Raw genomic sequence first — 12,597 nt, 5'->3', positions numbered from 1 at the left:
GGTAGCCTCGGAGGCAAGCAGCAGTGGGTCGGGCAAGCGGACGGGCCGGCGGGCGCCAGCAGGCGGTTGTCAGGCTCGCCAGCGCCAACGCGCCAGGGCCTTGATGACTTTCATCCAGAATTTGCCGGTCACTGCCACGGTGGACTCTCTGTCTGCTGAGGCTTGAAGATCCGTCAACGTTATCCCAGTGGCAGAACGTACGCAACCAGGCAGCAGCGTGCGCAGGTCATCGATGACCAGGCTGGGCGATTCGTCGTTGATCGGACGACCATGGTTGTAGCCGTAGGTCAGGCCAACGCACTTGACGCCGGCTGCCTTGGCCGCCAGCACATCGCTGCGCGAATCACCCACGAACAGCGACTGCTCGGCCGACACGCCGGCCATCTGCATGACGAACAGCAGGGCCGCAGGATCGGGCTTTTTCTGTGGCAGGGTGTCGCCGCCGATGATCCAGCGAAAATGCCGGCCGATCTTCATCTGGTCCAGCAAGGGGGCGACGAATCGCTCGGGCTTGTTGGTGATCAGCGCCATTTCCACGCCTTGCTTGCTCAGCCACTTGAGGGTGTCGCGCACCCCCGGGTAGACCACGGTCAGTTCATGGCTGTCGGCATAGGCCTGCATGAACAGCTCAAGACCCCGCTCGGCCTCTGTGTCATCTACCGACTCATGCTCCTGGGCGCCGGCCAGGGCACGGCGCACCAGGATCTGGGCGCCGTTGCCGACCCAGTGGCGGACCGCCTCGAGACCTGCTGGCGGGCGCCCCATTTCGAGCAGCATGCGGTCCACGGCCGCAGCCAGGTCAGGCACGGAGTCGATCAGGGTACCGTCCAGATCGAACATCACAAGCCTGGGCAGCGTTCCGGGAAACAGCTGCTCGAAGCCGCTCATGGGCGGGCCTGGGCCAGCTCGGCGCGCATCCGGTCGATCACTTCGCGGTAGTCGGGCGCGTTGAAGATCGCCGAACCGGCCACGAAGGTATCGGCGCCAGCCGCGGCGATTTCGCGGATGTTGTTGACGTTGACGCCGCCATCGATCTCCAGGCGGATATCACGGCCGCTGGCATCGATCAGCGCACGGGCTTCGCGCAGCTTGTCGAGGGTGCCAGGGATGAACTTCTGGCCGCCGAAGCCTGGGTTGACGCTCATCAGCAGGACCATGTCGACCTTGTCCATCACGTACTTGAGTGCATCCAGGCTGGTGGCCGGGTTGAACACCAGGCCCGCCTTGCAGCCGCCGTCACGAATCAGCTGCAGCGAGCGGTCGACGTGCTGGGACGCTTCAGGGTGGAAGGTGATGTAGGTCGCGCCCGCTTCGATGAAGTCGCCGATGATGCGGTCGACCGGGCTGACCATCAGGTGCACGTCGATCGGCGCGGTCAGGCCGTACTTGCGCAAGGCGGTGCAGACCATCGGGCCGATGGTCAGGTTGGGTACATAGTGGTTGTCCATCACATCGAAGTGAACGATGTCGGCGCCAGCGGCGAGCACTTTGTCGACGTCCTCGCCCAGGCGGGCAAAGTCGGCGGAGAGAATGGAGGGGGCAATAGCGTAGGGCTGCATGGCGCACCTGTAGGGCAGAAATCACGGTGGCGCGCATTGTAACCCAGGCGGGGGGATTGGCGCTGACTGGTGTCAACCATGGACTCTATGTTGAGACCACTGGCCTCTTCGCTGGCAAGCCAGCGAAGAGAGCAGCACCGATCAGGCAGGCTGCTGCGTCCTCAGCTTCTCGCTCCGCCCGCGCAGCCATTCCAGCGTCAGCAACAACACGACCGAAAACGCGATCAACAGCGTTGCCGCCGCGGCAATCGTCGGGCTTAGGTTCTCTCGAATCCCGCTGAACATCTGCCGTGGCAGGGTCGCCTGCTCGGGCCCGGCCAGGAACAGCGTCACCACCACTTCATCGAACGAAGTGGCAAAGGCAAACAGCGCCCCCGAGATCACTCCGGGGGCAATCAGCGGCAAGGTGACCCGGCGGAAGGTGGTCAGCGGCGAAGCACCGAGGCTGGCCGCTGCGCGCACCAGGTTCTGGTTGAAGCCCTGCAGGGTCGCCGAGACGGTGATGATGACGAACGGCACACCCAGCACCGCATGCACCAGGATCAGCGAGATGAAGCTGTTGCCCATTCCCAACGGCGCGAAGAAGAGGTAGCTGGCAACACCGATGATCACCACTGGCACCACCATCGGTGAAATCACCAGCGCCATGACCAGCGACTTGCCGGGGAAATCGCCACGGGTCAGGCCGATCGAGGCCAATGTCCCGAAGACCATCGCGAGCGCCGTTGCCGCAGGCGCAACAATGATGCTGTTGGTCAGTGCGCGCATCCACTCGGCCGAGCCGAAGAAGTCCTGGTACCACTGCAGCGAAAAGCCTTGCAGCGGGTACACCAGGAAGCTCCCGCTGTTGAACGACAACGGGATGATCACCAGTACGGGCAGCACCAGGAACAGGAGGACCAGGCCGCAGAGAATGCGCAGGGTATAGAACCAGACCCGCTCGACGGGCGACATGTACGGACTCAGCATGACAAGGCTCCTCAACTCAGGCGCAGGCGGCTGGCGCCGACCAGCCAGCTATAGATCAGGTACAGCAGCACCGTCGCCAGCAGCAACAGCCCGCCCAGCGCGGTGGCCATGCCCCAGTTGATGCTGGTGTTGGTATAGAACGCCACGAAGTAGCTGACCATCTGGTCGTTCGGGCTGCCAAGCAGCGCAGGGGTGATGTAGTAACCGATGGCCAGGATGAACACCAGCAGGCAGCCTGCGCCGACACCGGCATAGGTCTGCGGGAAGTACACTCGCCAGAAGCTGGCGAACGGATGGCACCCTAGCGAGATCGCCGCCCGCATGTAACTTGGCGAGATACCTTTCATGACGCTGTACAGCGGCAGGATCATGAACGGCAGCAGGATATGGACCATCGAGATATAGACCCCGGTGCGGTTGAACACCAGTTCCAGCGGCTGATCGATGATACCTGTGGCCATCAGCGCGCTGTTGATCAGCCCTCCCGATTGCAGCAACACGATCCACGCCGCCACCCGCACCAGGATCGAGGTCCAGAACGGCAGCAGCACGAGGATCATCAACAGGTTGCTCTGGCGTGTCGGCAAGTTGGCCAGCAGGTACGCCAAGGGGTAGGCGAGGACCAGGCTGATCACCGTGATCACAACGCCCATCCACAGGGTGCGGGCAAAGATATCAAGGTAGATGGCCTGGTCGGGCGTGGCCTTGGCCAGCTCGCCCAGGTCATCGATGCGATGGTCGACCGAGGCCAGCAGGTAATAAGGAGTGACAGTACTGGTGTTGCGGCGGATGGCCTGCCAGTAGGCCGGATCACCCCAGCGCTCGTCGAGGGTCTGCAAGGCTTCTTTATAGGAAGCGGGTTCGCTCTTGAACGGCAAGGCGCGGGCGGTCTTGGACAGCAGGCTGCGATAGCCGGCCAGCTCCATGTTCAGCCGCTTGGACAGGTCTCCCAGGGTCTGGTTCTTGCGCGCCTCGGCCAGGTCCTGGCCCAGTGCCTTGTAGACATCCTCACCGGGCAGGCTCTTGCCGTCCCACTGAGCCACGGCCTCGACGGTGCGCGGCAGCCCGGCTACCACCTCAGGGTTGCCCACGCTCTTGTACAGCAGCGCGGCGATCGGGACGAGGAACACCAGCAACAGGAACAGCGCCAGTGGGGCGATCAACGCCTGCGCCTTCCAGCGGTTGACCCGCTCGGCACGCGCCAGGCGCTGCTTGAGGTTTGAACCGGCGCCTTCTTTGAGGGGCACTGCGATGGCCATAGCGAACTCCGGAAATCGGGAAAACAGGGAGCGCCACCCCAACGGAGGGCGCCCCAGAGGTGCGGCTTACTTGCGGGCTGCCCAGGCGTTGAAGCGCTGTTCCAGCTGCTCGCTGTTGTCGGCCCAGAAGGCCACGTCGATCTGTACCTGGTTGGCGATGTTTTCCGGGGTGGTCGGCATGTCCTTCTTCACGTCGTCCGACAGCAGGCTGACGGCCTTGGTGTTGGCCGGGCCGTAGGCGATGTTCTGCGAGTAGATCTTCTGCTGCTCGGGCTGCACGCTGTAGGCGATGAACTGCTTGGCCTGCTCGGCAGACTTGGCACCCTTCGGAATGGCCCAGGCATCGAAGTCGTAGATGCCGCCATTCCACACCACCTTGAGGTTGCTCTCCTTCTGCACCGCGGCGATGCGGCCGTTATAGGCCGAGCTCATGACCACGTCACCCGAAGCCAGGTATTGCGGCGGCTGGGCGCCGGCTTCCCACCACTGGATGCTCGGCTTGAGCTCGTCGAGCTTCTTGAAGGCGCGGTCCTGGCCTTCCTTGGTGCCCAGCACCTTGTAGACTTCCTTGGGCGCCACGCCGTCGGCCATCAAGGCAAACTCCAGGGTGTACTTGGCACCCTTGCGCAGGCCGCGCTTGCCCGGGAACTGCTTGGTGTCCCAGAAATCGGCCCAGCTGGTGGGAGCGGTCTTGAGCTTGTCGGCGTTGTAGGCCAACACCGTGGACCACACGAAGAAGCCTACGCCGCATGGCTGGATGGCACCGGGCACGTAGTCGGCTTCATTGCCGAACAGCGCCGGGTCGAGTTCTTCGAACATGCCTTCGTCACAGCCACGGGCCAGCTCAGGCGATTCGACCTCCACCAGGTTCCACGACACGCTCTTGGTATCGACCATGGCCTTGACCTTGGCCATTTCACCGTTGTATTCGCCAGCGACGATCTTGCCCTTGCCGGCTTTCTCCCACGGCTCGTAGAACGCCTTGACCTGGGCGGCCTTGTTGGCGCCACCGAAAGAGATCACCGTGAGGTCGGCGGCCAGGGCTTGGCCTGCGGCGAACAGGCCCAGAGCCAGGGCGGTCAGTTTCAACTGCTTGCGCATTATTATTCTCTCCACAGTACAGGGTTGGTGAAGCTGTCGATCAGTGAGCTTCGCCAAGCGGGTCGAGCGCGCGGGCGTGCTCTACCTCCCAGCCAAGCGGTACCACATCGCCCACCGCCAGCGCTGGATCAAGCTCGGCGATGGGCTGTTTGACGAAGAAATCGGTCTTGCCGCAGACCTCCAGACGCACCCGCACGTGGTCGCCCAGGTAGATGAACTCGGCCACCCGGCCCGAGAAACGGTTGATGCAGCTCTCGCTGTGGCCATTGAGGCGCACCCGCTCGGGACGGATCGACAGGGTGACCGGCTCGCCGGCCTCGCCCACATTGACCGCCAGCGCCTCGACCCGCTCGCCACGGGGCAACTGGACCTGGCAGCGGCCACCATTGCGGCCGAGCAGGATGCCGTTCAGGCGGTTGTTCTCGCCGATGAAGTTGGCCACAAACGTGTTCCTGGGCTCTTCATACAGGGTACGGGGGTCGGCGATCTGCTGGATCTCGCCCTGGTGGAACACCGCAACGCGGTCGGACATGGTCAGTGCTTCGCCCTGGTCGTGGGTCACATAGACCACGGTCACGCCCAGGCGCTGGTGGATATGCTTGATCTCCATCTGCATGTGTTCGCGCAGCTGCTTGTCCAGCGCCCCGAGCGGTTCGTCCATCAGCACCAGCTGCGGCTCGAACACCAGCGCCCTGGCCAGCGCCACACGCTGCTGCTGGCCGCCGGAAAGCTGGCCTGGGTAGCGCTTGGCGAAAGCATCGAGCTGCACCATGCCCAGCACCCGTTTGACGCGCTCGCTGATGTCGGTCTTGCTCAGGTTGCGCACGCTCAAGGGGAAAGCCAGGTTCTCGGCCACGGTCATGTGCGGGAACAGCGCGTAGTTCTGGAACACCATGCCGATGTCACGCTTGTGCGGCGGCACGTTGTTGATCGAGCGCCCGCCCAGTTGGATCTCCCCGGCGGTCGGTGTCTCGAAGCCCGCCAGCATCATCAGGCTGGTGGTCTTGCCCGAGCCGGACGGGCCGAGCAAGGTCAGGAATTCGCCCTTGCGGATATCCAGGTTGAGGTCTTTGACGATCAGCGATTCGCCGTCGTAGCTCTTCTGCACACCACGGAAGCTGACCAGCACCTCACCGGTCGCAGCATTCGAATTCGCCTCGCTCATACCCGTACCTTCTTGTTGGATGACTGCTGGGCGAAGACTAGACAGGCCTCAGTACCGGCGAAATCGGGAGGACTGAGAGAATGACGTAGGGATTGCCCTACAGTGATGACGGTTTTCAGCATCTCCAACCCGCCCGCGGTCCCTTGTAGGAGCGGCCTTGTGTCGCGAAACGGGCCCAAAGGGCCCGCTGGGTCAGTCACCGCAATGTGTCAGACAGACTGCGATTGCAGACCCAGCGGGCCATTCGGGCCCGTTTCGCGACACGAGGCCGCTCCTACAAGGGGGGGTGGGGGACGATTGCAGTCGTGTCGCTTTCAGAACACCTACACCAGCTTGTGCTCCATCGCATATTTCACCAGCTCCGCCAGCGAACTGACCTTCAGCTTCTGCATCAGGCGCGCCTTGTGGGTGCTGATGGTCTTGTTGCTCAGCGCCAGCTGCTGGGCGATGTCGTTGACGTTGGCGCCCTGGGCCAGACGCTCGAATACCGAATACTCGCGCTGCGAGAGCAGCGTGTACAACGGCCGGGTCTCGGTCAGGCCAACCTCGAAGACCATGCGGTCAGCCAGCGCCGGGTCGATATAGCGACTGCCGCCCGCCACCCGGCGAATGGCCGTGAGCAGCAAGGCAGGATCACTGTCCTTGGTGGCGTAGCCGGCGGCGCCGATCTTCAGGGCGCGCGCCGCCATCTGCGCCTCGTCATGCATCGACAGCACCAGGATCGCCGGCGGATTGGTCAATGCGCGTATCCTCGGGATCGCCTCAAGACCGTTCACCCCCGGCATCGAAATATCCAACAAGACAACTTCGCACAAGGTGTGGCGCAGGTTCTCCAGCAACTGCTCGCCATTCCCGGCCTCGCCCACGACCTGCATGTCCTTGGCCAGGCCGATCAACTGCTTGATACCTTCGCGGACAATCGTGTGGTCTTCGGCTACAAGCACTCGAATCACGTTCGCACTCCCAATTCCATGCCCTGATCCAGGGGGATAGCCACGCTCAGGCTTGTGCCCTCCCCTGGCTCGCTGTCCAGGGTCAGGCTCCCGCCGAGCATCAGTACTCGCTCGCGCAGGCCTACCAGGCCGAAAGACGCCGGCCGCGTCTGCTGCATGTTGAAGCCCAGACCGTCATCGATGACCGTCAGTTGAAGACGAGACCCCTGCAGCACCAGCTCGATCTGCACCGTATGGGCCTGGGCGTGGCGCATGACGTTGGTCAGCGCCTCCTGCAGGATGCGGAACAGACCGGTGGCCTTGGCATCGCTCAGGGCTGGAAGAGTATCCGGAACCCGCACCAGGCAGGGAATCTGCGTGCGCGCCTCGAAACGGCGGGCCTGCCATTCGATGGCAGAGGCGATGCCCGCGTCGAGGATCGGTGGGCGCAGTGCACTGGCCACATCGCGTACCTGCTGGAACAGCTGGGCGATCAGGCGCTTCATGCTGGACAGGCGCTCGTTCAGCCCTGGGTCCAGCTCGGCGTAGGCCAGTTCGCACATCGACACTTCCAGTTTGAGCACGGTCAGCATCTGCCCCAGTTCATCATGTACCTCACGCGCGATGCGCGCCTTTTCCTCTTCGCGCACGCTTTCCAGGTGAGCCGACAGTTCGCGCTGCGCCGCCAGGGCGCGGAGCCGCTCAGTGATATCGGTGAGGAACACTACCAGGTACTCGGCATCACGAAACCGCAGGAAACTCAGCGACAGATCCACCGGCAGCAGTGCACCGTCAGTGCGCAGGCAATAGGTCTCGAAATGTTCCGCCTCTCCCCCGGCGGCCCTGGCGCGGTTCCAAACCTCGAGCCAGCGGTCCATCTGCAGGTTGGGTTCGAAGTCGGTGAAGGGCCGATCGAGCAACTGGCCCTCGGGGTAGCCAAGCATGCGTTCGGCGGCGTGGTTGGCGTAGCGCACGTGGCTATCCCAGTTGACCCAGAGGATGCCGAGCGCGCTCTGGTCGATGGAGAACTGGCTCAGCCGCAGCGCCTCCTCGCGTGATTGACGCTCATTGAGCGCCTCCCTCGCTGCCAGCAGGCTACGCTCCAGGCGACGCTGCTGTCGGCGTTGCCAGGCAAGGGTAGCGAGGGCGCAGAGGAGCAACAACGCAAGCCCTATGGCGAAGTTCCTCCACAGGCCGGTCGAATCGTTCAGGCGCGGATAGGTGGGTTGTAGCCAGCGCTGGTGCAATTGTTCCAGGTCCTTGGCCGGGATCGCCTGCAGGCCGCGCTGGATGATATCGCTGAGCATCGGCCAGTCGCGCCGAGAACCAACGCGCAGCAGTTGCGGCAGGCCGATATCACCGACCACGGCCAGCTCGGTGAATTCGTTCTCCCGCGAGAGGCGGCTGAGCTGTGCCTCATCGATCACGGCAAAGCTTGCCTGGTCGCTGAGCACCAGCTGGAGCGCCTGGCGCTCTTCAGGCACCCCCTGCAGGTTGAGCGCCGGATAGTTCGCCTGGAGATAGTCCGCCAGGGCACTGGGCATGCGTACCGCCACGCGCTGGTTGTCAGCGAGCGTTTCAAGGTCGACGGCGACCGCGCCATTGCGCGGGCCAACCACCCGTTGCGGCACACGCATGTACGGATCGCTGAACAGCCAGAGGCGCAGGCTCCTGGGGGTCTGGGTCAATCCAGGCGCCAGGTCCACCTCGCCCGCCTGCAAGGCATGTTCAAGGGCGGCCTGGTCGGGGAAATTGCGCCAGGTAAGGTCCAGCCCGAGGCCCCGCCCCAGCCAGTTCATCAGCTCGACGTTGACCCCATACAACTGCTGCAGGCGACGGTCGAATTGAGCGTAGGGGGCCTGCAGAACCAGCCCGACCCGCAGGCTGCGGTGCGCATCCAGCCATTGCTGCTGTGCGGGCTCCAACGCTACCGGAGACGGCGCAGGCGGAGCGGCCCAGGCCATCAAGGGCAGCCACAACCAGCCGATAACCCACAGGCGACGCACTCGTTTCATCTGACTCTCGTCTGGCAAGGACGGCCATGCGTGGCCGTCTCGGACAAATACCATTAGGCTGCCAGTACTATTCTGGCTTGGGTCGATCCATGTTCCTACTCTATCGCACGACGCTGGCAGCGTTCTGCCTGGCTTCGATATTACCCGTGACCGTCACTGCGGCCGAAAGCGACGCGGGCGCCGAGGCGCCAGCCGCGTCTACCCAGGCACCTTCGCCCCGCTTGCCTCTGGCGGAACGCAGCCAGGAGGACGCCCAAGCGCTGGAGCGCCAGGTGCCCAAGGTCGAGCAGCAGACATTGCAAGCGGGTAGCGAGAGCTTCCTGGCCTTGTGGAAGCCAGCCAATGACAGCGACCCGAAGGGTGCGGTGATCATCGTTCCAGGTGCGGGCGAGACTGCCGACTGGCCGAAGGCAGTAGGCCCATTGCGGCGCAAGTTTCCCGACGTCGGCTGGCACAGCCTGAGCGTCAGCCTGCCCGACCTGCTGGCCGACAGCCCGCAGGCACGCGCCGAGGCCAAGCCTGCAGCCACGCCTGAAAAAGGCGAAGGCCAGAGCGCACCTGCCAAGGACACCCCGGCCGACGCCAATGCCAACGTTGCCCAAGCCACCGCCGCCGAGGCCGATACCGCGCAAGGCACCGACGCCGTGGAGGCCAGCGACAAAAACGATCCAGCGGACGCCGAGCGAATCTTTGCCCGCCTGGAGGCCGCCGTGGCCTACGCCCAGCAACACAACTCGCGCAGCATCGTTTTGCTCGGCCATGGCAGCGGCGCCTATTGGGCGGCACGCTACGTCAGCGAACGCCAGCCGCCCCAGGTGCAGAAGCTGGTGATGGTGTCGGCGCAGACCCCGGCGCGGGTCGAGCACGACCTCGAGAGCCTGGCCCCGACGCTCAAGATCCCCACCGCCGACATCTACTACGCCACCCGCACCCGCGACCGCCACGCAGCCGAACTCCGCCTGCAGGCCAGCAAACGGCAGAAGGACAGCCAGTACCGCCAGATGCTGCTGATAGCCATGCCCGGCAACCCCTCGGCGGACCAGGAGCAGCTGTTCAGGCGCGTGCGAGGATGGTTGAGTCCGAGCGCGAACTGACCCCGGAGCGCTGCGGTGTTCTCAGAACCCGCGGCGCTTGCGGACCAGCGCGTAGGCCAGGTGCAGCTCCCGCGTGCGCTCCGTCGCTTCCCGCACCCGTGCTTCGCTTGCACCAATGCCCACCAGCTTGTCGGGGTGATGCCGGCTGACCAGCCGCCGGTAGGCCTGCTTGACCCGCTCCGCCTCGGTATCGACCTCGACGCCAAGCAGGCGCAACGCAGCGGCATAGGTCAAGGCAGCGCTCGCCTGGGGCGCCTTGCGTGGCTCGTACTCATGAGCCAGGGCCTGGACCTGCGGCCGAGTCAGCCCCAGTTCCTGACCCCACCCCAGCAGCAGCTCGCGCTCGTGCTGCCCTGCCTTGCCATCCGCCCAGGCCATCCGCCAGCAAGCCCGCAAGGTACCTTCTGCCGCGTGCGGCTGCTGCTTGAGGCGGCGCAGGTAGTGTCCAAGGCCAGCCTTGCCTGACTTGCCCCGGTTGAACGCAGCGATTGCCCGCAGGCGCGCAGGCTCGCTCATGCCCATCTGCTTCATTTCCTGGCGCGCCTGCTGGATATGGCCCTCGAGCACCCGTCCATCGCTCTTGGCCAGACGCCCCAGCAGCACGAACAGCACTTCGTCATCACCCAGGGCCGGCCGGCCTCCGAGCTTCTCGCGCATGTCCTCCCAGCCTTGCAACCGCAGTCGGCGGTCCATCGCCTGGCCCAGCAATGCACCTAGCAGCGCACCGGGGATGCTCGCCACGGCGAAGCCGGCACCTGCACCGATCACCGTGCTCGGCCACCACACGTCAGCCGCGCTCGCCGAGCAGGTGCTCGACTTCTGACAGGCGCTCAAGGGTGCCGACGTCGACCCAGTGTCCGGCGTGACGCTCCCCGCTCACCCGGCCGTTGGCCATGGCCTGACGCAGCAGCGGCGCAAGCTTGAAAGCACCGGCCTGACAATCAGCGAACAGCGCCGGGTCGAGCACCGAAATGCCGCTGAATGTGAAGTTCTCGGCGGTGTCATCGCCGTCGTGCACCTGCCCCCCGTCCAGGCGGAAGTCGCCTTTGTCATGGTGCCCCGGGTTATCCACAAGAACCAGATGCGCCAGCCCGGCCAGTGGCACCCGCAGCCTCGCGAAGTCGTAGTCCGTCCAGATATCGCCGTTGACCAGCAGGAACGGATCCTCCCCCAGAAGCGGCAGGGCCTTGAAGATGCCCCCACCCGTCTCCAACGGCTCGCCCTCGGCCGAGTAGCGGATACTCAGGCCGAAGCGGCTGCCGTCGCCCAGGTGATCCTCGATCTGCTGGCCGAGCCAGGCATGATTGATCACCACTTCGGTGAAGCCCGCCTGCGCCAGGGCACGCAGGTGATATTCGATCAACGGTACCCCCGCCACCGGCACCAGCGGCTTGGGCGTATGCAGGGTCAAGGGGCGCATGCGCTCGCCCTTGCCAGCGGCCAGAATCATTGCCTTCATGGACGCGACCCTGTGGTGGCCTGCAGTTCGGCGATCAACTGGCGGAGTTCGGCCAGCTCCGGACGCCGGCCGATCACTTCATCTATATAGGCAAAGAAACGAGGCACGTCGGCCAGGTAGCGCGGCTTGCCATCACGGTGACAGATGCGCGCGAAGATCCCGATGACCTTGAGATGGCGCTGCACACCCATCAGGTCGCTGGCACGCTGGAACGCCTCGAAGTCGGCCTGCACCGGAACGCCGGCCGCCTTGGCGTGCTGCCAGTAATCGCGCAGCCAGCCCTCGACGCGTGCCTGTGGCCAGCTGAGGAAGGCGTCTTTGAACAGGCAGGTGATGTCGTAGGTCACTGGCCCGTACACCGCGTCCTGGAAGTCCAGCACGCCGGGGTTGGGGGTGCTCTGCATCAGGTTGCGTGGCATGTAATCGCGGTGCACCAGCACTTTGGGCTGCGCCAGCGCACTGTCGATCAGCAGCGCGCTGATCCGCTGCCAGGCGGCCTGCTGGGCATCATCCAGGGTCAGGCCCAACTCGCGGCCGACATACCACTCGGGAAACAATTCGATCTCGCGGCGCAGCAGGGCGACGTCGTAGCTGGGCAGCGGCGCGTCCATTGGCAGGTGCTGGAAGGCCAGCAGGGCGTCGATCGCATCGGCGAACAGGGCGTCCGCGTTGTCAGCGTCGATGACGTCCAGGTAGGTCTGGTGGCCCAGGTCGCCAAGCAGCAGGAAACCGCGCTCCAGGTCCTCGGCATGGAGGGTCGGCACGTTCACCCCAGCGCTGGCGAGCAGGTGATCGATGGCGACGAAGGGGCGGCAGTTTTCCTGCGGGGGTGGCGCGTCCATGACCACGAAGCTGCGGCCTGCGGCCTGCCAGCGGAAATAACGGCGGAAACTCGCATCGCTGCTGGCAGCGGTCAGCTCGCCTTCGGGAACCGCGCCCCAGCCTTGTTTCCGATAGAGCGATTGAAGCTGTTCATCAAGCCAGACAGTCAGTTGTTGCAGGCGTGCATCATGATCGGGCATTACAAGGGTCTCCGACGGCCCT

The 12,597-nt window shown here is 64.5% G+C and carries 12 protein-coding genes; 1 reads left to right on the top strand and 11 read right to left on the bottom strand.

Annotation, left to right across the window (positions count from 1 at the left end):
• Positions 1-69 precede the first annotated feature (69 nt).
• The 8 genes from AC0ZZU_RS08270 to AC0ZZU_RS08235 form a co-directional block, all read right to left on the bottom strand.
• Entirely contained in the window at positions 70-888 is an 819-nt protein-coding gene (locus AC0ZZU_RS08270; RefSeq protein ID WP_476340018.1) for a phosphoglycolate phosphatase, read from the bottom strand.
• Positions 885-1,559: a ribulose-phosphate 3-epimerase gene (gene rpe / locus AC0ZZU_RS08265; RefSeq protein WP_476340016.1), complete on the bottom strand. Its 675-nt coding sequence runs from the start codon at positions 1,557-1,559 to the stop codon at positions 885-887. The genes AC0ZZU_RS08270 and rpe overlap by 4 nt, the downstream gene beginning before the upstream one ends.
• A 141-nt stretch (positions 1,560-1,700) precedes the next feature.
• A complete protein-coding gene (locus AC0ZZU_RS08260; RefSeq protein ID WP_476340014.1) occupies positions 1,701-2,528 on the bottom strand; it encodes an ABC transporter permease in 828 nt (275 codons plus the stop codon).
• Positions 2,529-2,539: 11 nt separating this feature from the next.
• On the bottom strand, positions 2,540-3,787 hold the full coding sequence (locus tag AC0ZZU_RS08255; protein ID WP_476340013.1) for an ABC transporter permease: 1,248 nt from the start codon (positions 3,785-3,787) through the stop codon (positions 2,540-2,542).
• Between the two features lie 66 nt (positions 3,788-3,853).
• A complete protein-coding gene (locus AC0ZZU_RS08250; protein ID WP_476340012.1) occupies positions 3,854-4,888 on the bottom strand; it encodes an ABC transporter substrate-binding protein in 1,035 nt (344 codons plus the stop codon).
• Between the two features lie 40 nt (positions 4,889-4,928).
• Complete coding sequence (locus AC0ZZU_RS08245; RefSeq protein WP_476340011.1) at positions 4,929-6,053, bottom strand: ABC transporter ATP-binding protein; 1,125 nt, start codon at positions 6,051-6,053, stop codon at positions 4,929-4,931.
• A gap of 323 nt (positions 6,054-6,376) precedes the next feature.
• On the bottom strand, positions 6,377-7,006 hold the full coding sequence (locus AC0ZZU_RS08240) for a response regulator (RefSeq protein WP_476340010.1): 630 nt from the start codon (positions 7,004-7,006) through the stop codon (positions 6,377-6,379).
• Positions 7,003-9,000: a PAS domain-containing sensor histidine kinase gene (locus AC0ZZU_RS08235; protein WP_476340009.1), complete on the bottom strand. Its 1,998-nt coding sequence runs from the start codon at positions 8,998-9,000 to the stop codon at positions 7,003-7,005. The genes AC0ZZU_RS08240 and AC0ZZU_RS08235 overlap by 4 nt, the downstream gene beginning before the upstream one ends.
• Positions 9,001-9,089: 89 nt before the next feature.
• Here AC0ZZU_RS08235 and AC0ZZU_RS08230 point away from each other — a divergent pair, with 89 nt between their 5' ends.
• A complete protein-coding gene (locus AC0ZZU_RS08230) occupies positions 9,090-10,094 on the top strand; it encodes an alpha/beta hydrolase family protein (protein ID WP_476340008.1) in 1,005 nt (334 codons plus the stop codon).
• Between the two features lie 21 nt (positions 10,095-10,115).
• On the opposite strand, the gene AC0ZZU_RS08225 is transcribed toward AC0ZZU_RS08230, so the two are convergent.
• From AC0ZZU_RS08225 to AC0ZZU_RS08215, 3 genes are read right to left on the bottom strand one after another with little or no spacing between them, the layout of a single operon-like run.
• Positions 10,116-10,880, bottom strand: a complete 765-nt coding sequence (locus AC0ZZU_RS08225; protein WP_476340043.1) for a TerB family tellurite resistance protein — start codon at positions 10,878-10,880, stop codon at positions 10,116-10,118.
• 1 nt (position 10,881) lies between these two features.
• Complete coding sequence (gene murU, locus AC0ZZU_RS08220) at positions 10,882-11,553, bottom strand: N-acetylmuramate alpha-1-phosphate uridylyltransferase MurU (protein ID WP_476340007.1); 672 nt, start codon at positions 11,551-11,553, stop codon at positions 10,882-10,884.
• A complete protein-coding gene (locus tag AC0ZZU_RS08215; protein ID WP_476340006.1) occupies positions 11,550-12,575 on the bottom strand; it encodes an aminoglycoside phosphotransferase family protein in 1,026 nt (341 codons plus the stop codon). The genes murU and AC0ZZU_RS08215 overlap by 4 nt, the downstream gene beginning before the upstream one ends.
• Positions 12,576-12,597 lie beyond the last annotated feature (22 nt).

The sequence above is a fragment of the Pseudomonas sp. JE3303 genome (assembly GCF_056312565.1).
The sequence above is the reverse complement of the archived record's forward strand: the minus strand, read 5'-3'. Positions and strand labels throughout refer to the sequence as shown.